Source organism: Chelativorans sp. ZYF759 (genome assembly GCF_012911015.1).
In the GTDB taxonomy this organism is placed as follows: Bacteria; Pseudomonadota; Alphaproteobacteria; order Rhizobiales; family Rhizobiaceae; genus ZYF759.
Genome location: NZ_WVVV01000024.1, coordinates 1 through 23,103 on the forward strand (window position 1 = coordinate 1; position 23,103 = coordinate 23,103).

General features: G+C 62.9%; 22 protein-coding genes and 1 pseudogene. 8 read left to right on the forward strand and 15 right to left on the reverse strand.

From position 1 onward, the window contains the following. Positions 1 to 129: 129 nt before the first annotated feature. The 3 genes and pseudogenes from GRZ55_RS22050 to GRZ55_RS22055 form a co-directional block, all read left to right on the forward strand. Positions 130 to 474: pseudogene (locus tag GRZ55_RS22050) on the forward strand (transposase); the annotation flags it as partial. A 48-nt stretch (positions 475 to 522) separates the two neighbouring features. After that, on the forward strand, positions 523 to 612 hold the full coding sequence (locus GRZ55_RS23820) for a hypothetical protein (protein WP_368856663.1): 90 nt from the start codon (positions 523 to 525) through the stop codon (positions 610 to 612). 176 nt (positions 613 to 788) lie between these two features. Then, positions 789 to 2,234 carry a hypothetical protein gene (locus tag GRZ55_RS22055; RefSeq protein WP_246734932.1) on the forward strand — a complete coding sequence of 482 codons (1,446 nt, stop codon included), beginning with the start codon at positions 789 to 791 and terminating at the stop codon, positions 2,232 to 2,234. A 140-nt stretch (positions 2,235 to 2,374) separates the two neighbouring features. Here the strand turns inward: GRZ55_RS22055 and GRZ55_RS22060 are convergent, their stop codons facing one another. Next, positions 2,375 to 3,451 carry a transposase gene (locus GRZ55_RS22060; RefSeq protein ID WP_169289106.1) on the reverse strand — a complete coding sequence of 359 codons (1,077 nt, stop codon included), beginning with the start codon at positions 3,449 to 3,451 and terminating at the stop codon, positions 2,375 to 2,377. Between the two features lie 234 nt (positions 3,452 to 3,685). On the opposite strand from GRZ55_RS22060, the gene GRZ55_RS22065 reads away from it, so the two are divergent. Further along, entirely contained in the window at positions 3,686 to 4,150 is a 465-nt protein-coding gene (locus GRZ55_RS22065; protein ID WP_210257480.1) for a MarR family winged helix-turn-helix transcriptional regulator, read from the forward strand. 66 nt (positions 4,151 to 4,216) lie between these two features. Here GRZ55_RS22065 and GRZ55_RS22070 read toward each other — a convergent pair whose 3' ends face one another. From GRZ55_RS22070 to GRZ55_RS22090, 5 genes are read right to left on the reverse strand one after another with little or no spacing between them, the layout of a single operon-like run. Next, entirely contained in the window at positions 4,217 to 5,137 is a 921-nt protein-coding gene (locus GRZ55_RS22070; RefSeq protein WP_169289107.1) for a DMT family transporter, read from the reverse strand. Further along, positions 5,130 to 5,591, reverse strand: a complete 462-nt coding sequence (locus tag GRZ55_RS22075) for a hypothetical protein (protein ID WP_169289108.1) — start codon at positions 5,589 to 5,591, stop codon at positions 5,130 to 5,132. Before GRZ55_RS22075 ends, GRZ55_RS22070 begins: the two co-directional genes overlap by 8 nt. 35 nt (positions 5,592 to 5,626) lie before the next feature. After that, positions 5,627 to 6,619, reverse strand: a complete 993-nt coding sequence (locus GRZ55_RS22080; protein WP_210257481.1) for an ABC transporter substrate-binding protein — start codon at positions 6,617 to 6,619, stop codon at positions 5,627 to 5,629. Beyond that, positions 6,616 to 7,815, reverse strand: coding sequence for a Gfo/Idh/MocA family protein (locus GRZ55_RS22085; protein WP_246734933.1), 1,200 nt, complete (start codon positions 7,813 to 7,815; stop codon positions 6,616 to 6,618). Before GRZ55_RS22085 ends, GRZ55_RS22080 begins: the two co-directional genes overlap by 4 nt. Continuing rightward, positions 7,805 to 8,758 carry a PDR/VanB family oxidoreductase gene (locus GRZ55_RS22090; RefSeq protein WP_210257482.1) on the reverse strand — a complete coding sequence of 318 codons (954 nt, stop codon included), beginning with the start codon at positions 8,756 to 8,758 and terminating at the stop codon, positions 7,805 to 7,807. The genes GRZ55_RS22085 and GRZ55_RS22090 overlap by 11 nt, the downstream gene beginning before the upstream one ends. A 147-nt stretch (positions 8,759 to 8,905) precedes the next feature. Between GRZ55_RS22090 and GRZ55_RS22095 the strand changes: the two genes are divergently transcribed. Then, the gene (locus tag GRZ55_RS22095; protein WP_169289109.1) at positions 8,906 to 10,189 is read left to right on the forward strand and encodes a Rieske 2Fe-2S domain-containing protein; all 1,284 of its coding nucleotides are present in this window, start codon (positions 8,906 to 8,908) and stop codon (positions 10,187 to 10,189) included. A 58-nt stretch (positions 10,190 to 10,247) separates the two neighbouring features. On the opposite strand, the gene GRZ55_RS22100 is transcribed toward GRZ55_RS22095, so the two are convergent. Genes GRZ55_RS22100 through GRZ55_RS23280 form a run of 4 tightly spaced genes read right to left on the reverse strand, consistent with a single transcriptional unit; the run spans position 10,248 to position 13,721 of the window. Next, positions 10,248 to 11,123, reverse strand: a complete 876-nt coding sequence (locus GRZ55_RS22100) for a 2-oxo acid dehydrogenase subunit E2 (RefSeq protein WP_210257483.1) — start codon at positions 11,121 to 11,123, stop codon at positions 10,248 to 10,250. A 33-nt stretch (positions 11,124 to 11,156) separates the two neighbouring features. Continuing rightward, complete coding sequence (locus GRZ55_RS22105) at positions 11,157 to 12,137, reverse strand: alpha-ketoacid dehydrogenase subunit beta (RefSeq protein ID WP_169289111.1); 981 nt, start codon at positions 12,135 to 12,137, stop codon at positions 11,157 to 11,159. A gap of 10 nt (positions 12,138 to 12,147) precedes the next feature. Next, complete coding sequence (locus GRZ55_RS22110) at positions 12,148 to 13,173, reverse strand: thiamine pyrophosphate-dependent dehydrogenase E1 component subunit alpha (RefSeq protein ID WP_169289112.1); 1,026 nt, start codon at positions 13,171 to 13,173, stop codon at positions 12,148 to 12,150. Further along, positions 13,170 to 13,721, reverse strand: coding sequence for a transketolase C-terminal domain-containing protein (locus GRZ55_RS23280; RefSeq protein WP_368856662.1), 552 nt, complete (start codon positions 13,719 to 13,721; stop codon positions 13,170 to 13,172). Before GRZ55_RS23280 ends, GRZ55_RS22110 begins: the two co-directional genes overlap by 4 nt. Here GRZ55_RS23280 and GRZ55_RS22120 point away from each other — a divergent pair. From GRZ55_RS22120 to GRZ55_RS22130, 3 genes are read left to right on the forward strand one after another with little or no spacing between them, the layout of a single operon-like run. Further along, complete coding sequence (locus GRZ55_RS22120) at positions 13,677 to 14,459, forward strand: LysR substrate-binding domain-containing protein (RefSeq protein WP_368856664.1); 783 nt, start codon at positions 13,677 to 13,679, stop codon at positions 14,457 to 14,459. The genes GRZ55_RS23280 and GRZ55_RS22120 overlap by 45 nt on opposite strands. Next, positions 14,435 to 15,736, forward strand: coding sequence for a TRAP transporter large permease (locus tag GRZ55_RS22125; protein WP_169289114.1), 1,302 nt, complete (start codon positions 14,435 to 14,437; stop codon positions 15,734 to 15,736). Before GRZ55_RS22120 ends, GRZ55_RS22125 begins: the two co-directional genes overlap by 25 nt. 41 nt (positions 15,737 to 15,777) lie before the next feature. Continuing rightward, on the forward strand, positions 15,778 to 16,536 hold the full coding sequence (locus GRZ55_RS22130) for a class II aldolase/adducin family protein (RefSeq protein ID WP_210257486.1): 759 nt from the start codon (positions 15,778 to 15,780) through the stop codon (positions 16,534 to 16,536). Here GRZ55_RS22130 and GRZ55_RS22135 read toward each other — a convergent pair. From GRZ55_RS22135 to GRZ55_RS22155, 5 genes are all read right to left on the reverse strand, one after another. Next, positions 16,443 to 17,357, reverse strand: a complete 915-nt coding sequence (locus GRZ55_RS22135; RefSeq protein WP_169289115.1) for a DMT family transporter — start codon at positions 17,355 to 17,357, stop codon at positions 16,443 to 16,445. The two genes, GRZ55_RS22130 and GRZ55_RS22135, sit on opposite strands and share 94 nt — an antisense overlap. Before the next feature lie 74 nt (positions 17,358 to 17,431). Continuing rightward, positions 17,432 to 19,351: a TRAP transporter fused permease subunit gene (locus tag GRZ55_RS22140; protein WP_169289116.1), complete on the reverse strand. Its 1,920-nt coding sequence runs from the start codon at positions 19,349 to 19,351 to the stop codon at positions 17,432 to 17,434. After that, on the reverse strand, positions 19,348 to 20,346 hold the full coding sequence (locus tag GRZ55_RS22145) for a TAXI family TRAP transporter solute-binding subunit (RefSeq protein WP_169289117.1): 999 nt from the start codon (positions 20,344 to 20,346) through the stop codon (positions 19,348 to 19,350). The genes GRZ55_RS22140 and GRZ55_RS22145 overlap by 4 nt, the downstream gene beginning before the upstream one ends. 262 nt (positions 20,347 to 20,608) lie before the next feature. After that, a complete protein-coding gene (locus tag GRZ55_RS23285) occupies positions 20,609 to 22,375 on the reverse strand; it encodes an AAA family ATPase (protein WP_246734934.1) in 1,767 nt (588 codons plus the stop codon). Then, positions 22,372 to 23,022, reverse strand: a complete 651-nt coding sequence (locus GRZ55_RS22155; protein WP_169289118.1) for a hypothetical protein — start codon at positions 23,020 to 23,022, stop codon at positions 22,372 to 22,374. The genes GRZ55_RS23285 and GRZ55_RS22155 overlap by 4 nt, the downstream gene beginning before the upstream one ends. Between the last annotated feature and the right edge of the window lie 81 nt (positions 23,023 to 23,103).

The window sequence follows — 23,103 nt, forward strand, 5'->3', positions numbered from 1 at the left end:
CTCCTCAGCGGTGTGGTTCAGCAAAACCACTGTTGAGACCTGAGACCCGGTTATGGCCACCCGCTGCGCGATGTGGAGGCTGCGCGCGTGGCCATAACCTGTCGGCAGCACCTGTTCCCGACGTGCTACGGCCCGGAGTTCATCGCCAGGGCCGTGCAGGACTGGATCGCCGCCGTCGGGGCGAAGACCGCCTACATCGCTCCCGGCAGCCCATGGGAGAACGGCTACATTGAGAGCTTCAACGCTCGCTTGCGTGATGAGCTTCTTGACGGCGAGATCTTCTACACGCTCGCCGAGGCCAGGATCATCGTGGAAAGCTGGCGCCGGCATTACAACACCGTGCGCCCGCATGGATCACTGGGCTACAAACCGCCGGCACCCGAGGTCTTCATCCCCGCTTTCGCCGCGCGGACGGCCCTGCAACCCCAACCAGCGATGCCGACCGCGCTAGCGCCGCGGCCATCATTGCACTAACAATCAAATTGGACCCGTTCAAGGGGGCCGATCAACGGTCCGAACACGATCGCCAAAACACTAGGCTGTTCGCGGATGCAGATTTATCGGATTCTCGGCGAAAAACATAAACTTCGACAGTCAGTTCAATCGTTCTGATCGGGCGGCCTTCGGTAGCGGCATTGCGCAGCCACGCAGAGTAGGAAAGCTGCTATGCCTCGCGAGAGTTAGATTGACAATTATTAGTTAGAAAGCTAATTAAATATCGCTCTGGTGCCTTAGCGTCACGATCGCAATCGTACTGTGGAGCGTATCATTCTGGGAGGATTTGGGACATGATTCAGTATAAGCAGCGTGAAAAACACAAGTGCCTTCCGAGGCGAATTGCGAGATTAAGCCTTTTCGTTGCGGCATTGGTCAGCGCGCCTCTAGTCGCAAATGCAGAAGAATGGCCGCCTTTTCGGGAGCATACCGGTGTGCTGCCTGACGGCACTGCGTGGCTGATCCGAACCCCAGAGAACTGGAACGGCACATTGCTCCGCGATCTTGATTTTGCGACCGGTGTGGCGGGCAACGTGGCTGGGCGCTATCGGGATCTCCTCAGCCGTGGGTATGCGTTCGCGGGACTTGCACGCCATCCTCTTCGTTTGTGGCAGTATGACCCTCAACGTGAAATCGAAAATCTACAGCAAGTGCAGGCGATATTTTCGCAAGAGGAACGTGTTCCTGATCGCGTCCTCCAATACGGCTGCTCTGGTGGTGGGCATGTTGGACTGGCATCGGCCGAGGAGTTTGCAGACAAAATCGACGGAGCAGTGATCTTGGCGGCGCACACCCCTGTCTGGATCATGAAGAGCTACCTCGACGGATGGTTTGCAATGCAGGCACTTCTGGGTGCCGGATATGAGAGCGAAGGATTAGGTGCAGCAAGTGAGCTAGAAATCGTTCATTTGCCGAACTCCGTGCGTCAAGATGGCCGAGGGCTTGCCGACATCCAGGCATCTTGGCGGCGCGCAATCGAAGCGGCAGGGGCGACGCCAGAGGGCCGTGCAAGGATAGCGCTCGCTTTCGCCATCGGTCAGTGGTCACCGTGGCAGTCGGAGAGCGATGAACTTCCTGACCTCACGGATACACAGGTGATGGCCGAGCTGATCGTACGCTCAGCAATTCGTATTGCAGGGAATGTGGGCGGAACGTCACGACTGATATTTGAGAACGCGGCATCTGGCCAACAACTTTCCGGCAATGAGGACGTCGACTACGTAGCTTTTTACGAAGCTGGCGCGCCAGTGATGAAAGAACTCGTAGAACGCCTCTATGCTGAGGCCAATCTTGATATCAACGCAGACCTTGCTCAAATCAATGCCTCAACAAAGGTCACAAGTTCGGACTATGCACTTAACTTCTGGTCTCAGCCCGGACGTACTGTACGCGGAAATCTCCAAGTACCCGCGATACGCATTCACATGCTAGGAGACAACGCGATCCCCTATACCCTGATGCAGGGGTATGAAACTTTAGTGGAGGAAAATGGAAAGGGCGACTTCTATCGCCAAGCACTTGTAAATGCGGCTGGACATTGCGAATTTACGGCGGCAGAGAGTACAGCCATCGTAGAAGCGATGATGAAGCGGTTGGATACGGGAGAGTGGCCCGAAATCTCAGCGGTCTCACTCAACGACATGGCAGAGGACCTCGAGACCGATACACAGTCCCGATTCATGAACGATGATGAGTGGCGAGTCAGCGCATTCAATCGGGCCTGGCTTCCAGAGGAATAAGTCTGATCAACAGTCGGAAGGATCGAAGAACTGCGCTTTGACGTCTGGATAGGTCGGTTTTGACCAGCGGATGGCTTTTGCGTCGGCTTTTTGCCGGGAACTGGCGTCTTGTAAGGCGCCGCCCGGCTCTTCAGTGCGCTTCAGGCAGCAGCGATCCGTTCCAGGAAGATGAAGCGGCGGATGTTGTAGACGAGATTGGCCATGCCAATCTTCATCTCGGCGCGCTGGATGCCGATGGTGCGGATGAAGAGCCCCATTCGGGACTTCTGATCGGCAAACACATGCTCGACACGGGAGCGGATCACGGACTTTCCTGCATTGGCGCGCCGGGTTGGCGCCGGCATCTCCCGGTGCGGCGGCTTCTTGTGGTGGACCTTCGAGACGAAGCCGTTCTTGTCCATGAAGGTCTCGTTTGCCGCTGACCGATAGGCGGTATCGGCCCAGACTGCGGAACCCGTGTTGGTGCGATCCAGAAGCCCTTCACGCAGCCGGGCTCCATCATGCGCACTTGCATCCGTTGCCTTCCAGCGCCGGATCAGCCGGAAGCGGCGATCGATGGAGATGTGGTTCTTGTAGCCGAAGGCCGGGATGGCGAGATCGACGGCCGGCATCGTGCCGTCCTCCTGCGGCTTTGCCTTGGTGAACTTGACCGTCCAGCGCGCGTCGCGGTCCTTGTGGCGCAACTTCGCGGGCTTGTCCTTCCAGGCTTCCGGTATCTTCCCGACTTTGATGTCGGCTTTCTCCGCCTTCGTATTGCGCTGGCGCGGCGCGGCAACCAGAGAGGCATCGACGATCTGCCCGGACATCGGAATGTAGCCGTCATCACGCAGCATCCGGTCGAACCGCTCGAACAGCGGTGTGATTGCACCGGCCTTCGTCAGCCGTTCCCGGAACAGCCATATCGTCTTGGCGTCCGGCACACGATCTGACAGCCCAAGTCCAAGGAAACGCATGAAGGAGAGCCGGTCGTTGATCAGATCCTCGGTGCGCTCGTCAGACAGCGTGTTGATCGTCTGGATCACCAGGATCTTGAACATCATCACCGGATCGAAAGGCGGCCGGCCGCCTTTGCTGCCATCGCTGTAGGAGAGCGCGACCTCCAGTTCAGGGCGGAACAGTTCAAAATCAACGGCGCGAGAGAACGCTTCGAGTTGGTCTCCAAGCCCGCTCAGTCGCGCCAGTCGCTCATCAATGTCAAAGAAACCCGGCTGAGCCATGTCCAATCCCCAGAAACACCAGAGGGAACGGAATCACGCATGCAGCGCCAAAGCCAGAGGTTTTTAGAACCCTCCAAATGGTCCGAAACGCGGGACGTGGCGTGAAGCATCACCGGCGGGTACGATTTCCACGGGTGCTCAGCTCATTCTGCCGCGCCGAAACGATAGCCGCAGCGCCGATCATGCTCTAAAACTGCTTAGCCAGTTTCAGGCAGCACAAGAGGGACATGTCGTTTGAAAAGGGAAAAATCCAGAAGCCGTGAGCTGTTGCCGTTGGAAACCAGCCTCGGCTACCAGACCCGGACGACGCACCGTCTGTTCCAGAGCTATCTCCAGTCGAAGATAGAGCCGCACGGCGTCACGCTCGGCATGTGGTATTTTCTGCGCGTGTTGTGGGAAAGCGACGGGCTGACACAACGGGAACTGTCGCAGCATGTCGGCACCATGGAACCGACGACGCTCATCGCCCTGCGGTCGATGGAGAAGGCGGGCTTCATTCGCAGGCAGCGCAACGCGGAGGATGCGCGCAAGGTCAACATCTTCCTGACGGATGAAGGCCGTGCACTAAAGAAAAAGCTGCTGCCGCTCGCCAGACAGGTCATCGAGGACGCCGCCACCGGCTTTTCACCGGAGGACCGAGAAACGCTGATAGGTTTCTTGCAGAGCATCCAGAAGAACATCTCCGCAAAGCACGGTTAGTGCGTGTCTCCCGAAGGTGGGAACCGGCGTTTCCTTTAACTCCGTTCGGACTCAACGCGCTTTAGATCAGGTCGCTGTCTTCACCGCCGCTGCCTGCCGCCTTGTCACGATGACGATGCCGGCGAAAATCAGCAGCGCGCCGACGCCATGGAAAAGACGTAGCTGCTCGCCGAGCAGAAGAACGGCCATCACCGTGCTGAACAGCGGCATCAGATACATGAACATGCCCGCCTTGCCCGGCCCAAGAGCCGCGACCGCGCGTGCCCACAGAATATAAGCGAGCAATGACGGGAAAATGCCGAGATAGAGAAGCGCGAGCAGGTTTGCCGACGTGACCGTCATCGTGGTCTGGCCTGCTTCCCAGACCACGAAAGGCAGATGGAACAGCACGCCGAACAGCGTGGTGACTGCCAGAAACACGGGCAGCGGCAGACCGGTGGGCTTCCAGCGGATCATCACCGTGTAAAGCGCCCAGCACAAAACGCCGGTGAGGATCAGCAGATCGCCGCGATCGAAGCCGAGTTGGACCAGCCGTCCCGGCTCACCCCGCGCAGCGATCGTCGCCACACCGACAATACAAAGAATCAGCCCGGCGATCTGGCGTCCATGCACCCGCTCGCCGATTAGCAGCGCGGCGAAGAAGAACGTCACCACCGGCATCATCGCGTTGATCAGAGCGCCGTTAACGACGGTGGTGTGGCCCAGCCCAAGATAGATCAGGCAGTTGAAGCCGGTAACACCGATCAGGCCGAGAAAGGCCAGACGCGGCCATTCGGCCAGGATCGTCTCGCGCTGGCCGCGCATCAACGGCGCGGCCCATGCAAGCAGGATGGCGAGCGCGATCACCCACCGCCAGAACGACATCTGGAACGGCGGAATCTCTTCGTGAAAGAAACGCGCGACGACGAAATTGCCCGCCCAGAACAACGGCGGCAACGAGGCCATCACATAGGGCAGGCTCGACATGCCGGCGCGTTCATTACTCATGAGGCTGCCCGCCATCGTCGCGAAGCATCGCCATGAAGCGCTCGACCGACATCACCTCGCGCGGCGGCAGGCCCTCCGCCCCGTCTTCGGGTTCAGTGCTGTAGCGAAGCCCGTCGCCGTCCCACAGCCACCAGTAGGCGACCTTGCTGCGCACGCCTTCCTGCTTGTCGAGGATCGGCGTGGCGAAGGTCGGGAATGCCCTGTGCCGTTCGGGCAGGGCTGCCGTGCCGATCTTGCGGCCCCTGATGCGGCCTGATTGCAGCGCGGCGGCAAGCGGCAGCATCGCAATGAAGCGCGTGCCGGAGCCCGCAAGATCGGAAACTTCGGTCGAGCCACCGGACCAGTCGATGACCCGGATGACCTCGGGATAGGTGACATGGCGATGCGTCACCTGAACGAAGGCGCGACCGCTGCCGGTCTCGACCTCGACGATGTCGCCGGGCGAAAGGTCCATGGGTCTGCCCGCCGCGCTGGAAGCCATATCAGCGATCACAGGCTGTAGGCTTCCAGCGTGGCCGGATGGAAAAGCTCCGCAACCTCGACCTTGCGCGGCGAAAGACCCTGCGCATGGTGATAGCGCAGGAAGGTCTCGAGCACGTGCTCGTTGCCGGACAGGCCGTAGCTCCAGATATCCGGTCCCATCAGCCGGCGGGCGCGGGCGAGATTGTCCTCGACGAAGGGCATCGTCACCTTGGTCGCGGACGTGTCGGACAGCGCGGCTTCTGCGGCCGCTTTCGACTGGCTGAATGCCTTGAGAAGCGCGCCGGGAAGCCAGCCATGCTGTTCGGCGAGGCTGCGCCTGACGCCCAGAACATGCATGATCGGAAAGATCCGCGTCTTGCGATAATAAGCTTCGGCTTCCGCGACCGTATCGGCAAACAGCCGGTCGACCTGCGGATGGCCCTCGCCGAAACAGCGCGGCGCGCGCGGGCCGACGAAGCCGTCGATTTCACCGGCAGCCAGCATCTCGTTGAGCGTCGCGCCGTCAGGGGCCTGCGTCACGCGAATGTCTGACGGCAGCGTCACGGCGATCTTTTCGGGTCGGCCGGGCGTGTCCATGCCACCGCGCACCCACTCGATCTCGGACGGCTTGACGCCGTATTCGTCTTCGAGGATGCCGCGGAACCAGACATTTGCCGAAAGCTGGTACTCGGCGATGCCGATGCGCCGGCCTCGCAGATCGGCCGGCGTTTCGATGCCCTTGTCGGTGCGCACATAGATCGAGGTGTGCCGGAAGGCGCGCGACAGGAAAACCGGAATCGCAATGTAGTGCGGATCTCCGCGCGCGACCGAGATCGAATAGGACGACAGCGACAACTCGCTGATGTCGAACGCCTGATGGCGAAACGCGCGAAAGAACATCTCCTCCGGCGACAGCAGCATCGGCACGGGATCGACCCCGTCGATCGCCACCCTGCCGTCGACAAGCGGTCGTGTGCGATCGTAATCGCCCATTGCCAGCGAAAGAACGAGTTTGCTCATGTGATCCGGCCCTCCAGCCCGATTTGATGTTTCAACGATACCGGCTGGCCGGAGCCGGCGGATTCGAGCAGCGCGTGACAGAGTTCGAGACTGGCCAGCCCCCACTCTCCCGTCTGTGCAGGCGCGCGGTCCTCGCGCACGGCATCCACCACCGCGTCGATAACGCCGATGCGGGGTATGTCGAAAGCGGGCGCGGGCAGGAACCGCTTCTCCGTCTCGCCGTAAAGATGCAGGCCGGCGGGAGAAAGCCGCAGATCGCCACGGTCGCACACGGCGATCACCGGGCCGAAATGTTCGTGCTGCGACGCGCGCTTCGGCATGTCGCCGGCGCCGTAGGTGCGCGCACTTTTCAGCCTGATCTCGTCCTGCATTGTCAGGTCCTTCAGCGCACGCCTTGCGCCGCCATAGGCGGCTTCATCCTTGGCGTGGCCAAGCTCTCCGACCCAGTCCATCCACTCGTCGCTGTCAAAATGCGCGAAGCCGGAATAGGTCAGCGAGGCGAATGCACCGCCGTCGAACGAGACCAGCGCCGAATAGGCGGCCTCGGTCGGGCGCGATGCGTCCCACACGCCCGCCATCGCCGTCACGGACCGGGCCGGCGTGCCGACCAGCAGCCTGACGATGTCGATCTGGTGCACCCCTTGCGAAAAGACGACGCCGCCGCCTTCTTCGGTGCGCAGCTCTTCCGGCCGGCGCGGACGATAGAGAAAGTCGGTATAGTTGAACGCCTGCACCATCCGGACCCGGCCGAGTTCGCCGGTGTCGAGAAGCCGGCGCGCCTGCATGACGGGCGCATCGAAACTGTGGCTGGGGCCGACGATGAGATGCACGCCAGCGGCGCGGCATGCCTCCACCATCGCGAGACCGTCCTCCAGCGAAATCGCCAGCGGCTTTTCGACCAGCACATGCTTGCCGGCACGTGCCGCAGACTTGACATGCTCGACATGAAGCTGGTGCGGCGTCGCGACATAGACGATCTCGACAGCGGGATCGGTGCACAGCGCCTCGATATCCGCATAGGCGTTGCCGCCGAACTCATCTTCGAACGCCTGCCGCGATTCCGGCCTTGGAGCGGAAGCCGCCACGAGCCGGACTCGGCTGTCGCGCCTGAACGTGTCCAGCATCAGCACGAAGGCGCGGCCGAGACCGATCACGCCGATGCCGACAGGCGCTCCCTTGTTCGCATCAGAGGTCAAGGACGAGCTTTCCCTCTTTGGCGCGCGAAACGCAGATCATGACGAAGCGGTCTTTCTCGTCGTCCATCAGCACCATGTCGCGATGATCCGGCTCGCCCGATATCAAACCTGTCTTGCATGTGCCGCACGTTCCGCTCTCACATGAGCTCGGTGTGCGCAGGCCGCTTTCGCGCAACGCCTCCAGAATGGTGCGGTCGGCTGGAACGGCAATCGTGCGGGAGCTGCGCGCAAGCTCGACCTCGAACGGCCTGTCTTCCGGGCGCACCACATCGACGGGCTTGAAGTCCTCGAAATTGACCCGCCCCTCGGGCCAGTGCCCGGAGATGGATTTGATCTCCTCCATCAGCGGCTTCGGCCCGCAGCAATAGACATGCATGTTACGGATTTCGGCGAAGTGATCCCAGAAATCGTAGACGCTGTCGGGGTTGCCGTCGTCATGATGCAGCTTGAGCCTGGAGCCGAAACGCTCCTTCATCTCCTCGCGATAGGCGGTGTCGGACGCGCTGCGCGTGCAATAGATGATGCTGAAATCCTTGCCCTGCTCCTCGAGGTGCCGGGCCATAGAATAGATCGGCGTCACGCCGATACCGCCGGCTATCAGCAGATATTTCTGCGCCTGTTTCAGCGGGAATTCGTTCTTCGGCGGCTCGATTTCCAGAACCGTTCCTTCCGACACATCATCATGCATCGACTGCGATCCGCCGCGCGATTCATGCTCGCGCTTGACCGCGATCACGTAGCTTTCCGGGGACGGATCGCCCGCGCCGACGAGGGAATAGCGGCGAACCGGCCCGGCCGGGGTCCTGACGGTGATGTGCGATCCGGCATCGTAGGGAGGCAGAGCGCCGCCGCCTTCGCGGACCAGCGTGAACTCGGTGATGGAGGGTGTGAGCGGGCGTCGCGACACCACCTTCGCAGCTATCATATCTGTGTCGTCTGTCATCTGGTTTCATGCCTGCGAGCCGTATTGAATTCACGATTTTTCGGCTGCGGTATTTACTTAGGTTTCTAATAATTTTATGTCAACACCACTGGACGCCAATCCAAAACGACAATACGATTAGCACCCTAAGTTAAAGGGATCTCATCCATGCTTACCGCTGAAGAAAACGATCTCCTCACGCGCGTGGAAAAGGACGCGCCGATGGCGCGCCTCATGCGCCAGCACTGGACGCCTGTTTGCCTCATAGAGGAAGTCAGGGAGAACGACGGAACCCCTCTCCTCGTCGAAGTGCTCGGCGAGCGTTACGTGTGTTTCCGCGATTCCGACGGCCGGCTCGGCCTGCTCGACGAACTGTGCCCGCACCGGCGCGCCTCACTCGTTCTGGGACGCAACGAGGAATGCGGCCTGCGCTGCCTCTATCATGGCTGGAAGATCGACGTCGAAGGTACCGTCACGGCCATGTCGTCCGAACCGGACGGCAGCCCGCTGAAGAACGCGGTGAAGCATCGCGCCTATCCGGTCGTCGAATGGGGCGGCTTCGTCTGGGCCTGGCTCGGCGAAAAGGAACAGATGCACGAATTCGAGCCGCCGGCATTCGCGCCCGCCTCCGACACCCGCGTTTCCATTCTCAAGATCCGCATTCCGGCCAACTGGGCGCAGATCCACGAAGGCCAGATCGACAGCGCGCATTCGTCGAGCCTGCATTCGTCCGACATGGTTCCGGCACGCGTGGAAGGCGCGGCTGCCGACGACAAATCGTGGTACAGGCCGTCCACCGACAAGTCGCCGCGCATGCAGGTGCAGACGACCAGCTACGGTTTCCATTACGCAGCCATTCGCCGGCCGATCAAGAACGCGGAGACGCATAATTATCTGCGCATCACCGAATTCATCGCGCCATATTATTCGCTGATCCCGCCGAACAGTTCCTACAATGTCGCGAGCGTGATCGTCCCGATCAACGATACGGAAACGGCGTTTCATTTCATCGCCTGGGGCGGCACCGAGACCCCTTCGACCGAGGACTGGCGCAAGTTCAATTACGCGCGCCCGAACGTCGATCTGGACGAGAAGTGGCGTCCGAAGCGGACGCTCGAAAACTGGTTCCTGCAGGACAGGCAGGCGATGAAGCTGGGCAATTTCACCGGCATTCCCGGCATTCCAAATCAGGATATCGCCATGTGGGTCAGCATGGGGCCGATCGTGGATCGCTCCAACGACATTCTCGGCGCATCCGATCTGGCGATCGTCGAGTTCCGGCGGTTGATGGTCGACGCGGCCCGCAAGGTCGCCGAGGGCGGACGCGCAATCGGCACGGAGGAGCCGCGCCTGCCGCAGGCCCGGATCGCTTCGCGCGAAGGCGTATATCCGAAGACCGTCGACTGGCGCACGCTGGTCGATCACGGAATTGAATCGGTCGCCGCCGAATAGGCGAGCACCGGGCGGTGTCTCGAGGGCCATCGAGACACCGCAATCTTTTCGACTCCGGTCAGGCGAGAAGCGCCATCGGCGTTTCGAGATAGTGGCGGACGCGGCCCGCGAGTTCTGCGCCGAGACGCTCGTCGATAACCCGCCGGTCGAACACGAACGAGGCCGTCATCATTTTTCCCATGCGCTCCGTGACAGAGCCGAAGGCGACGGATGACGAGCAGGGCGCCGTCAATAACGGCGTGCAGCTGGCGATGCCGAATGCGCCCATATCCGAAACGAGGGTCGTCGCGCCGACGCCCTCTTCGGCTACGGTCATCAGCTTCAGTTCGGCGGTGAGCGCCGACAGGGTTCTTCGATCCGCATCGCGCAACACGCGCACTCCGCCTGCGACCGGAACGGCGATATCCACGCTCTTGCTGAACATCGTCGCCTCAGGCGTCCAAGCCACGTTCACCGCCGGCAGGTCCCGCAGCGTCAGCGCCATCGCCTTGACCAGACATGACGCCATCGCAAGCTTCTGCCCGGCTGCCGCATCGCCGGGCCCGTTGATCTCGTTCAACAGCCGCAGCAGCGCTTCGACAGCGCATTCCGCGGAAACCGAAAAGCAGGGGATCTGCGTCGCCGCCGTGAGCCGCGCAATCGCGGCCTGTCCGGCATCATTATGCGCGACGAGGTCGCAGGGCCGCACCTCGAACAGCGACACTATCGAGCCATGCGATCCTTGAACGGGCTTCGCATTCAACGGCTGCCGGGCATCGAGCTTCTTCCGGCGCGAGATCGCCCGCAGCACGTCGATCTCCACCACCCTGCCATGCGGGCCGGTTCCCTCGACGCCATCGAGATCGAGCACTTCATCGCGCGCCAGTCGCCTCGCCAGCGGCGAGGCGAACCTTCGGCGAAACGCGCCGCCGGGCTGCGGGGCAACGCTGGTCAAAGTCACGTATCCTACCTCGCTGGACCTGTCGGATCAGGCTTCCGCCGTGATCCGTCGCACGGCACACACGATCTGCTCGGCGTCGGGCGTCAGCGCCTGTTCCAGCGGCGGGCTGAACGGCACCGGCACATCGGGCCGCGTCACCCGCTGCACGGGCGCTTTCAGATGCTGGAAGCCTTTTTCTGCCACGGTCGCCGCGATCTCCGACGCGCTGCTGCAACGCAGCGGCATCTCGTCGACCACGACCAGCCGCCCGGTCTTTTCAACCGATGCCAGCACCGCTTCCTCGTCGAACGGAACCAGCGTGCGCGGATCGACCACTTCGGCATCGATGCCCTGCTGCGCCAGCAATTCGGCGGCTTCCAGCGCATGGTGAACGCCGATGGACAGCGCGACGATGGTGACGTCTCGGCCCTTGCGCTTGATGTCGGCCTTGCCGAACGGCAGCGGCGCGCGCTCGTCGGAAACGGCGGATTCGACGCCGAGTATCTTGGCATGGCTGAACACCATGGTCGGGTTCGGGCTTTGAATTGCGGTGCGGATCAGCCCGTACACGTCGGACGCCATCGCCGGCATCACGATCTCGATGCCGGGCGCGTTCCACAGCATGGCGTGCGGGCTCTGGCTGTGCTGCGGCGCGCCCGCGCCGCGAACGCCTTCCAGGCAATGATAGGTGACGGGCACGGGAAGCTTGCCGCCAGACATGTAGAAGCCGTTGGCCGCCTCGTTCACGATCTGCGTCCAGGCCAGGTAGACGAAGCTTCCGGTCAGCAGATCGACGAATGGCCGCACGCCTGCCATCGCCGCACCCGCGCCCACCGAGGCGACGCCGCCTTCCGCCGTCGGCGGGTCCATCACGCGGTTCGGATGGCGGTCGCGAAGCTGGTTGGTCAGATGACGCTCCGGCCCGAGGCCGAGCGGCGCGCTGCCGATCAGGCTGACCGTGCGGTCTTCATCCATGCTGTCGAGCAGCGCATCCACGAAGGCCGCCGCGTAGGTCTGTCTCCGGCTCATCTTCGGCCTCTCAATTCGCAAAGACGTAGTCGGCAGCCGTCTCGACCGCCGGGAAAGGACTGGCGAGCGCCCGCTGCGCCGCCGTTTCGATGATGTCACGCACCTGCCGGTCGATCTGCTCGACCCTGGCGAGCGCTTCCGCACCTTCGGCGGCAAGCTCGCGCGCAAGGCGCAGTACCGGATCGTTGGTCTCGTACCAGTCGCGATGCGGGCCGTCGCCGATGGCCGTCCTGCCGGTGGCCATGCCGATATCGGTGATGCCCGTGGCAAGCTCCGGCCACAACGGCGCACTGCCGGCCCAGCGCCGGGTCATGGTCTCGATGAAGAGCGGTCCCTCACCCGCGCGGCAACGTGCGGCTGCGGTCGAAACGGCGTCATAGACCGCGAAGGGATCGATGCCCTCGACGCGGATAGCCTCGATGCCCATCGAACCGGGAATGGAGCGCAGATCGTTGGAGGCGTGGACGAGGGTCGGATAGCCGCCCTTCGCCATGCCCCATGCATCGGCGCTGTTGTTCTCGCAGATGAAGATGACCGGCAGTTTCCAGAGCGCGGCGATGTTCAGGCACTCGAATGCGATGCCCTCCTCGAGCGCGCCGTCGCCGAAGAACGCGGCCGTCAGCGTGCCGTCGCCCAGCATCTTGCAGGCATAGCCGCCGCCCGTCGCAAGCCCGACCACGCTGCCGACGACGCCCGATGTCTGGAGAAAGCCGAGATCGGGATCGCACAGATGGATGGTGCCGCCGCGTCCGCGATTGAGGCCTGCATCGCGGCCGAGAATTTCGGCCAGCGCCGCCATCGGGTCCGCCCCTCTGGCCAGCACATGGCCATGGTTGCGGTGGGTGCTGGCGATGCGGTCTTTTTCGCCCAGCGCGGCCATCGCGCCGACGCCGGTCGCTTCCTGCCCGATATAGAGATGGTAGTGTCCGGGAAAATCCTTGTCCGCACCGAAGCGGCCGACCGCCTCCTCGAAGCGCCGGATCAGCAGCATCTTTTCCAGAAACTCCCACCGCATGGCGCGCGGGTCGGTTGTCATATCGCCTCCTCCTGTATCTGCGGACGACTTCCGATCAACAGGTGGCGTATTGCTGCTGCTATTCGGGCCGGGTTGGGCTGGACCAGCGGCTCCAGCGGCCGGCTGATCGGTATCGGAACGTTTTCGGCGCAAAGGCGCGTCACCGGAGCGTCGAGCCAGTCGAACGCGTCTTCCGACAACGTCGCGGCGATCTCCGCGCCCGCGCCATATTGCCGGGCCCCGCCATCGACGACGAGGACGCGGTTGGTTTTCCGCACCGACGCCACCAGCGTTTCGACATCGAGCGGCATCAGCGTGCGCGGATCGACCACCTCGATCTCGATGCCCTCGCCGGCCAGTTCCTCGGCGGCACGGAGCGCGTGCTGCACCATGCGGCCCACGGCCACCACCGTCACGTCGCGGCCTGCGCGCTTGACGTCGGCACGGCCGATAGGCACCAGAACGTCTTCGCCGCCGACCGGCTCGGCCTGTCGCAACCGGCAGTCAGCAACGCGCTCAACCGCCTGCGCGCCCTGATGGGCGATCCGCTCTTCGTGCGAACGCGTCACGGCATGGAGCCGACATCCTTCGCCTTGCGCCTGTGCAGCCCGGTTCAGGAAGGGCTGACGCAGATCAGGACCGGCCTCTCACAGGTGATGACGTTCGACCCGGCGACATCGGACAGGAAATTCACGATCCTGATGAACGATGTCGGCGCGGCAAGCTTCCTTCCCGCTGCGGTGCAGGGTCTTTCAAAGGTCGCGCCGGGCATAGATCTGCATATCAGCGAGCTCGACCACGCCGAATATGAAGATGCGCTCGACAGCGGCGTGGCCGATCTGGCGATAGGCCGGGTCATGCTCGCGGATACGTTCCGCTCCGAATTCCTGCTCAGAAGCACCTATATCGCGGTGCTGCGGACCGACCATCCCGCTCTTTCCAGAAAGCGCGGCACGAGGCCGTTTCTGACACTGGACAGCTACATCGCCGCAGCGCAGGTGGTCGTCAGCCCGCGCGGTGCAACCAGCAATCCTGTCGAGCGCGCCATGCTCGCCATGCGCCTCAACGGCCGCGTGATGCTGAACGTGCCGCACGCGACTTCGCTCTACAACATCATCCCCGGCACCGACCTGATCGCCACGGTGCCCGACCGCTGCCGGAAATTTCTGTGCCGGGACAGGCAGCTGACCTGGGCGAAACTGCCGATCCGCATCGAGCCCAACATGATTTATCAATGGTGGCACAAGCGGCACGATCACGACACTGAGCAGGAGCGCGAAGCGTGGAAGCTGTCCTCTGGTTCTTGAGCTTTGTCGGCGCGTTGACGCTGCTTATGGCGTTCCGCGTTCCCGTCGCGGTCAGGATGGGGCTGATCGGCATGGCCGGAACCGCCGCCTTCGTATCGACCGGCGCGGTCAGCCAGATCGCCAGCATCGCCTACAGCCAGTCATCCAGTTTCATCCTGGTCGTCGTGCCGCTGTTCATCCTTATGGGTGAGGTCATTGCCGTCAGCGGGCTGGGGACGGCGCTGTTCCGCGCCGCCTCGATCTGGACGCGCCGACTGCCGGGCGGCCTTGCGGTCGGCACCGTCGGAGCCTGTGCCGGCTTTGCCTCGGTCTGCAGATCGAGCCCGGTGACGGCCGCGACCATCGGCGCGGTCTCCGTGCCGGAAATGATCCGCAACGGCTATTCGAAGAAGCTCGCCTTCGGCGCGACAGCCGCCGGCGGCACGCTCGGCATTCTTATCCCGCCATCGGTGCCGATGATCCTTTACGGCGTCATCACCGAGACCTCGATCGGCAAGCTGTTTATCGCCGGCATTCTGCCTGGCCTGATGATGGCGCTGCTGCTTTGCGCCACGATCGTCATCCAGGTGCTGATCAAGCCGGAAATCGCGCCGCGCGTGCTCCAGCGCCCGTCATTCAAGGAGCGGATGGGCTCGCTCGGCCAAGCCAGCCCCATCGTGCTGATCGCCATCGCGGTCATCGCCTCGATCTATACCGGCGTCGCCACGCCGACCGAGGCGGGAGCCGTCGGTGCAGCCGCAGCGATCGTCACCGCCGTCGCGATGCGCCGCCTCAGCATGTCGCGCTTCTTCGCCGCGCTCGACGGCACCGTGCGCACGACCGCGATGTTCATGCTGTTGCTGATCGGCGGGCTGTTCAGCTCCTTCGTGCTGACACGCCTCGGCGTGCCGCAGGAAATGTCGACATTCCTGACCTCGCTCGACGTTGCGCCATGGGTCATCATCGTCGTCATCAACATCTTCCTGCTGATCCTCGGCATGTTCCTCGACCCGCTGAGCATCCTCGTCATCGTCGTGCCGATCTTCCTCAAGGCGGTGGTGGCTCTCGGTTACGATCCGATCTGGTTCGGCATCATGATCACCATCCAGATCGAGATCGCCGCGATCACCCCGCCGCTCGGCTTCAACCTGTTCGTGCTGCGCAAGGTCGTGCCGAACAGCGATTTCAGCGACATCGTCAACGGCTCGCTGGTGTTCGTCATACCGCTTCTCGTCGGCATCGCACTGTTGATGATCTTCCCCGACATCGCGCTCCTGCTGCCACGTCTGGCAGGCTGAGAACCGGCGATCCCCGCACACAATCAAGGAAGGAAATCGCCATGACCGAGGCTGCCGCCAGCAACACCGACCAGAGCGTGATCGAGGCAACGATCACCAACCTTTTCCTTGCCAACCGCATTCTCGCACGCGAAGACGTCATCGACGATTTCGGCCATGTCAGCGTGCGCAATCCGCTGAACCCGGATCACTATTTCCTGTCACGCTCGCGCAGCCCGGCCGTCGTCACGCGCGCGGACATCATGGAGTTCACGCTGGATGGCGAGACTGTCGGAGACGACACGCGCCGGCCCTATGCCGAGCGTCACATCCACGGCGCGATCTACAAGGACCGGCCGGACGTCAACGCCGTCACCCACCATCACGCGCGCTCGGTGATCCCGTTCACCATGGTCGACGTGTCGCTGCGCCCGGTGTTTCACATGGCGTCGGTCATCGGCGAGCAGATGAACGTGTGGGACAGCCAGGACGAGTTCGGCGACCGTGTGTGCGGCATCGGATCTGCGATCCGTCATCATGGTGTCGATCGGGCTGAAGGACAATGCCGCCCTGATTCAGGCGACGCGGCAGCTCGGCGAGGTGAAGTATCTCACCAGTGGCGAGATCGAGAAGGCGGGCAAGATGCTGCTCAGCGACATGCCGCTCGCACGCGCCTGGGATTACTGGATCGCACGCGCGGGTTTTTCGGGCCTCTAAACGCCGCTGCTCAACTCACCGCAACCAGCACGACGCCGGCCATCGCAACGATGGACGCCAGCACGACGCGCGCGCTCGGCCTGCCTTCCGTCCTCAGCACATAGGCGGCGAGATACATGCTGAAGAAGACTTCCAGCGACCCGATGATCGCCACAATGACGACTTCGGTGTGCTGGAGCGCGAAGAATTGCGACGTCTGCCCGACCGAGATGCTGGCTGCGGCGATGAACTGCCAGCGCCCGGTATCCCTGAACAGCCCGGCCAGCGCGCTCCGGCAGCGCGGGCTGAAGATCGCGCCGAAAACGTACCACACGATACCAGTCATCGCGCCGATGAATGCACCAAAGGCCGGATCGGGAAGATAGTTCATCCCGAGCTTTCGCGTCGCGTAAGCCGCGCCATAGGAAGCAGACGACACCACGCCATAGACGCGCCCCAGCCGCAGATCGGCGGGAGCGATGCGTACCGCCGGTCCACGCTGGTTCAGCGTCGGCTTTTCCCCGAATACCATGACGAGCCCGGCGACGATGATGGCGATGCCCACGGCTGCGACGAGCGTAATCGTTTCGCCCAGCAGCACGAAGGCAAAGAACGCGGCAAAGACCGGTATCAGCCGTCGAAACAGGCTGTTGTTGATCGCGCCTGCCAGTACCGTCGATTTGAACATCAGGCTTCGGGCGATGACGATGGACAGGACACCGCCCAGCACGAAGAAACCGACGCCTGCCGCCATGATTGTGAGCGGAACTCCCGAGAGCGGAGCGAAGCCTGTGGCCAACCAGAGAATGCCGGAAAAGACGGCGGTGAGGACGATGGACAGAAACGCTCCATTGTCGCCGCGCCGATCCGTCGAGGCCTTTGCGATCGACACCGTGCCGATGGCGAAGGCGACGGCCGACAGCAATGCGAAGAATTCGCCCAGCATGGATCGGAAAGCCCCTCTTTCAAATGCGAACCCCGGCGGGAGCAAATCGCGCCGGGGCTACAGAGATCGGAAGTTTAGGAACTCGTGTTCCCGACGTCCAGTCGTCTGGCTGATCTGCCGATTCCGAACGGCAGTCCTCCCGTACGCTTCCACCAGATCCCGATTGCCAGAACGATCATGAGCATCGGTATCGCAACGGCGAGATAGGGCGACAGCATCGCGGTTGCAGCCGCCAGGCAGACAGCGCGCATCGGCCAGCTCATGTCGGATTCGATGACCAGCGCCAGAAGCGTCACCGCCGCCAGCCCGCCAATCGCGGCAACGCCGACTTCGAGCCAGGTGCCGTTTGCCAGAAGCGCCTCGTTCCACACGAAGAAGAACGGCAGGATGAAGCCGACCGCCGCGAGCTTCACCGCGGTGACCGCGATCTTCATCGCGTCTTCCTCGGCAATCGCGGCCGCTGCGAATGCGGCAACCGCAACCGGCGGCGTCAGCGCCGACAGGATGGCGTAGAACAGCAGGAACATGTTCGACGACAGCAGCGAGAAGCCTGCGGCCGCGAAGGCCGGACCGATAAGCACCGCCGACAGGATGTAGGCTGCCGGCGTCGGCATCCCCAGTCCGACGATGATGGCGATGATGGCGCCCAGCACCAGCAGCAGGAACTCGCTCGAGCCCGCGAATAGCAGCACGATGCTGGATGCCTTCAGCGCAAGGCCCGTCATCGTCAGTCCGCCGATGACCAGACCGGCAGCCGCACAGGCACCGGCGACCGGCAGCATGCGCAGCGTCGTCTCGCCCAGGCCCTCGAGCATTCGCCTCGGAGTCATCCTCGTCGCACGCGTCAGATAGGATGCGCCGACGAGCGACAGGGTTGCGAACATGGCGACGTAGGTCGGCGTATATCCGGCCAGAAGCGCGACGATGATGATGATGACCGGAACGACGAAAACCCAGCCGGTCCTGAGTGCGTCCAGAGCGCTGTCTTCGGTGTCCATCCCTGCCATGCCAAGGCGGACCGCCCGGAAATGCACCTGAAGGAATATGCTCAGATAGAACAGGACTGCCGGGATAAGGGCCGCCAGAATGACGTTGCGATAGGAAATGCCGGTATACTCGGCGAGGATGAAGGCCGCCGATCCCATGACGGGCGGCAAGGCCGAACCGCCTGTCGATGCGGCGATCTCGACCGCGCCCGCAAAGCGCGGGGGATAGCCGAGACGTTTCATGATCGGAATGGTCACGGATCCTGTCGTGGCCACATCGGATGTCGGGCTTCCCGAAATCGTACCGTACATGCCGGAGGACACGACGGCGATCTTGGCCGGGCCGCCCGGGCTCCTGCCCGTCAACGCGGCCGACAATTTGAACATGAATTCCGCGCCGCCGGCATGCGTCAGCAGGCAGCCGAACATGACGAACAGGAAGACGTAGCTGCCCGCCACCTGAACCGGCACGCCGAACACGCCGTCCGTGGTGTACATCAGCGTGTCGATGAAGGAGCCGAAATCGATATATCCGTGCCCGAGCGGCGGCGGCAGATGATGGCCGAAAAGATTGTAGGCGAGGAAGATCAGGACGACGACCGTCAGGCCGGGGCCCGTCGTGCGGCGCGTCGCCTCGATGGTCAGGAGAAGCAGGATGGAGCCGAATATCAGCTTGTCGGCAGACAGCTGATAGAGCAGCGTGATGTGGTTCGCCAGATCACCCCTGATCGAGTAGAAGAACACACCGCACGCGATACTCGAAACGCTGAGAACGATATCGAAGATCGTCGGCTTGTCTGGCGACGTCATCGTCGCCCCCACCGTCAGAAACAGCAGCGTGTAAATGCCGCAGATAAAGAGAATGCCGATCAGCAGCGCATCCGGCAGCGCGAAGATGTTCGCGTACACCACGCCGAGCGCGAAGATTGCGGATAACGCATAGAGGGTCAGGCGCGGGCGGCCGTCGAAAGATCGACGGCGGCCCGTTCCCAGAATGTTGCCGATCATTGAATGAGACCTGCCTCACGGTAGGCGCGAAGCGCACCGTCATGGAAAGGAGCGGCGGTCTCGCGCGTCAAAAGCTCATGGCTGAGATTGCCCATCGCCGGATGAACGGTTCTGATTGAGTCGGTGTGCTCGATCAGCGCCTTGGTCAGCGTGTAGGCGACCTCGTCGTCCATGTCCGCGTTGGCGATCAGGACAGCGCCGAGCGCCACGGTCTCGATCGGCTCGTCCTGGTTTTCGTACGAGTTGGCGGGTATGGTGAAGCTCGCGATCGAGAACCGTTCGGACACCGCCTCGCGCACGCTTTCGGGAACGTTGAGCAGCTTGATGTCGGTGGCGTTCTCGATCTCGCGGATCGAGCTGTGCCCGACGAAAACGCCGTTGGTGAAAATGTCGACGCGGCCGTTCATCAGCAGTCCGGCCTGCTCGGACGAGCCCGCCTGAATGACCGAGCCGCCCCATGAGCGGATCGACGCGTCGTCGGCTCCGGCGGCTTCCATCATCGCCGTGGCGACCTGTCCGGTGATGTTGCCGGCGCGGTTGACGGTGATGCGCAGCGGCACCTTCTTTTCGGCGAAGTCCGTCAGCGACTCGATGCCATGACGATCCGCGAAAGCCTTGGATGCGATGAACTGCATCGGCGCCCAGTCGTACAGATAGGCGATGGAACGCAAATTCTCGATAGGCCCGCGGAAAGGCTCCCCGCCGGCCACCGCGATCGCCAGCTCGGCGTCGTGGATCAGGCCGATATTGGCGCGGCCCTCGCTGACGATGGCAGCGTTGGCAAAGCCGCCGCCCGTCGTCTGATAGGTGACCGTCGCGCCGGGCGAGACCTGCTTTGCGGCAGTGTCTATGCCCGCGCCAAGCAGCGTCCACAGGCCGCCGGGGCTTGCTCCCGCCAATGTCAGGTTCAGGTTTTGAGCGGATACGGATGACGCGGCAAAAATGGCCGCAGCAAATACCGCCCCGCCGAGACGGCGGGCTATTGAAGCTGGCATGATGATACCTCCCAATCAGCTGGCTTATTTCGATACAAAGCTAATTCGCGAAGCGCGTGTCCCGACAACTCCGGCTCCGCGCGCTCCGACGAGCATAATACTTATATATCTAAGTTATCTTGCGAGGAAAGGTCGGTCAATAGGGATTGGCTACAGCGCCGGATGCCGCCGGAAACCCATGTCCCATAAGGCTTGCAAACGCAGGTTTGCTTCGCGGCCGGGTGTTCTCCCGGCGTATCGTTACGCGGTTTCGGCGTGCGTTTCACAAATCCGGAAGCTCAGCGCGGACATGCTCGCTCAAGGCAATGCAGGCCGGCGACGGCCGCGTATCCGCCAGTTCGAGCCCGATGCCGATGGCCGGGAGTCGCGGCAGGCCCTCCGTGACGATGTGCTGGTCCGGTGGAACCGCGCTGCGGGTAAGCACGCTGATCGCATGACCGGCCTCCTCGAAGCAATCGCGCATGCGCTTCAAGACGTCGCCGAGGTGAGACGCCTCTAGCCAGGTCGCGACCGAGGTCGCAAAAACCGGCAATTGCAGCGTGTTGCCGAGCGCTCGGGCAAAGGTCGTCTTGCCGGTGCCGGGTGGGCCTGACAGGAGGAGTTTCGACGACAGGTCCGACCATAAAACGGTCCCGGCCTTCCAAGCTGCAAGGTCGGTCTTCAGGTCGAGCGCCCAGTCGCGCGCCTTGCCGTAGCCGGCCAGTGTCTCGACACTGACGACTGGCGTGGATCGCGCACGCGGCATTGCCGGTCTGGCAGCAGCTTTTTCCGATGCCGGCGTCACCGCGACGGGGACGGCTATGTCCGTTGCGGCGGCTGACGTCGATTCTGGCGATGGCAATGCAGGTCCATCCTTCTCGGCAGGCGTCGCGTCCGCCACGCCGCCACTACCACCGTCTGCCGGGCCGACGTGGCCAGTCTCGTCGGCAGCGACATCGGGATCGCCGTCAGGTGGTGTCGCAATCGCGACTGTGATGTTCGGCGTCTGCGTCTCGGGTGTCACTGCTGCCGGCAGCGGCTGCGGATCGATCCGAACCGAACCGGTGCCCGCCGTGCCGTTTCGATTGCGGCTCGACGACGTGGTCTTCCGGTTCTTCGCATTGCCATCGTCATCAGACGGCTCATCGGCTGGTGCTGCCGCAAGCTGCGCCAGGGTCATGAGGATCACCTCGAGCTTGCGGCCGGGCCGGATGGCGAGCGCAAGATCGTCGAGCGACAGGCGCGTCAGATCGATCGCATGGTTTGATGGAGCGGCCAGCACCCGATCCGCATCGATCCCGGTCTTCGCGTCGATGAGTTCGGCCAGCATCGGCCAATTCAATGGCGCGGCGTCGATCGTGAGATCGAGCGCGGATGCAATATGCACCGGAAAGTCGGTGCCCGGCTGCTCGGATGTGACGACGATCGGGGTTTGCGTCCGCATCGCCGTCATCAGGCATCTGCGGATCTGGGCCGGCGTTGCGCCGTCGAGCGCTTCCGAGCCGATCTGCAGTCCGACAATTTCCGTCGTCTTGATGCGATGTTTTTGAGCAAGCTCGCTTGGATCGTCGAGATGAACGACCCGTAGCGGACGGCGTTTCGACTTGACGAGGCTTTCCAGAAGACCGGTGAAGCGGCGCTCGAAGCCGCGGACATTGCCGCGCACCGCAACGACCGGCTGCGCGGCGCTGAGCGCGGCGACAAGGGCCTTCGCTCCGGTCGCAACGAGCCCGGGCAACACCATGAGGCAGAGGGCGAGATCGCCGATATCGACGTCGCGTGCGACCGGGTGCTCGGCCCCATGCACGGATCGAGCGGCGTCGAGCGGATCGGCATCGCCTGTCGGCGCGGATCGCTCGCGGTTCGCCGACGTCGAACGCTTCAGCTCGCGGCGCTTTTGCGCGAGATCGCGGAGGCTGAACTGGTCGTTGAAGAACATCCCGCGCCAGTCATGCACGCCAAACGCCTCTTCCATGAGCGTTCGCTGGACCTGGTCGAGTTCGACCTGAGCTGCCAACCGGCAGGCGAGACGCAGCGTACTCGTCTTCATCGGCCGGCCTCCCCGTCACGCGCATCGTTGCAATCAGGAATCAGCGAGAGATTGCGTGCGCCATCACGGCCGCGCGGTCCGTCATCAACGACACCATCCCTGACCTGCGCACCCTGCAATCTGGCGGCGTTCTCATGCGGGCCAGGCAGCGACGACGCGCGCAGGCCTTTGCCGACATAGCGCCGCCACCGCTGGCGCTGGCGCTGCTCGACGCGGCGGCGCAGCATCTCAAGCGTCGCCTTGGCCGCACCGTCGCCGGCCTCCGCATGCCGGAACAGCGCAGCGACAATCGCGAACGGAACATCGCGCCCGAGACGAACATGGCGCAAGGCGAGCCCGATGACGATCGCCGGGTCGTGACCGTCGCGGCGCAGGATGGCAACGTCGTTGCGATTGTCGTTGGCCAGCGTCCGGTCGCCCACCGGGCTGGCATCAGGCTCAGATTGGACAACAATATCTGCGCCGATGACGGACCTAGGCGGGACCCGGGATACGGGGGAGAGGCCAGGCATGGCAATGTGGTCTGCACCCGGAGCGGAAACCGATTTCCGGTTCGATGCGCTGTGGCTCCTGGATTTATCCGGACGACCTTTGTCGCGGTCGATCTTCCGGGTGTTGGTGGTCGGGGTGTTGTCAGACGTGGTCATGGGCACGGGTCCTTCCTCGCGCCAGCGCTTCGGCGCGGCGTCGGATCTGGGAAGACGGGGAATGGGCTAAGCGAACGGTCG

What these genes read in the sequence shown, in the direction of transcription:
- GRZ55_RS22090 (WP_210257482.1), bottom strand. Translation starts at nt 8,758, where the DNA reads ATGACAGACGACACAGATATGATAGCTGCGAAGGTGGTGTCGCGACGC.
- GRZ55_RS23285 (WP_246734934.1), bottom strand. Translation starts at nt 22,375, where the DNA reads ATGAAGACGAGTACGCTGCGTCTCGCCTGCCGGTTGGCAGCTCAGGTC.
- GRZ55_RS22070 (WP_169289107.1), bottom strand. Translation starts at nt 5,137, where the DNA reads ATGAGTAATGAACGCGCCGGCATGTCGAGCCTGCCCTATGTGATGGCC.
- GRZ55_RS22095 (WP_169289109.1), top strand. Translation starts at nt 8,906, where the DNA reads ATGCTTACCGCTGAAGAAAACGATCTCCTCACGCGCGTGGAAAAGGAC.
- GRZ55_RS22080 (WP_210257481.1), bottom strand. Translation starts at nt 6,619, where the DNA reads ATGAGCAAACTCGTTCTTTCGCTGGCAATGGGCGATTACGATCGCACA.
- GRZ55_RS22130 (WP_210257486.1), top strand. Translation starts at nt 15,778, where the DNA reads ATGACCGAGGCTGCCGCCAGCAACACCGACCAGAGCGTGATCGAGGCA.
- GRZ55_RS22145 (WP_169289117.1), bottom strand. Translation starts at nt 20,346, where the DNA reads ATGCCAGCTTCAATAGCCCGCCGTCTCGGCGGGGCGGTATTTGCTGCG.
- GRZ55_RS22055 (WP_246734932.1), top strand. Translation starts at nt 789, where the DNA reads ATGATTCAGTATAAGCAGCGTGAAAAACACAAGTGCCTTCCGAGGCGA.
- GRZ55_RS22155 (WP_169289118.1), bottom strand. Translation starts at nt 23,022, where the DNA reads ATGACCACGTCTGACAACACCCCGACCACCAACACCCGGAAGATCGAC.
- GRZ55_RS22110 (WP_169289112.1), bottom strand. Translation starts at nt 13,173, where the DNA reads ATGACAACCGACCCGCGCGCCATGCGGTGGGAGTTTCTGGAAAAGATG.
- GRZ55_RS22140 (WP_169289116.1), bottom strand. Translation starts at nt 19,351, where the DNA reads ATGATCGGCAACATTCTGGGAACGGGCCGCCGTCGATCTTTCGACGGC.
- GRZ55_RS22060 (WP_169289106.1), bottom strand. Translation starts at nt 3,451, where the DNA reads ATGGCTCAGCCGGGTTTCTTTGACATTGATGAGCGACTGGCGCGACTG.
- GRZ55_RS22075 (WP_169289108.1), bottom strand. Translation starts at nt 5,591, where the DNA reads ATGGACCTTTCGCCCGGCGACATCGTCGAGGTCGAGACCGGCAGCGGT.
- GRZ55_RS22135 (WP_169289115.1), bottom strand. Translation starts at nt 17,357, where the DNA reads ATGCTGGGCGAATTCTTCGCATTGCTGTCGGCCGTCGCCTTCGCCATC.
- GRZ55_RS22105 (WP_169289111.1), bottom strand. Translation starts at nt 12,137, where the DNA reads ATGAGCCGGAGACAGACCTACGCGGCGGCCTTCGTGGATGCGCTGCTC.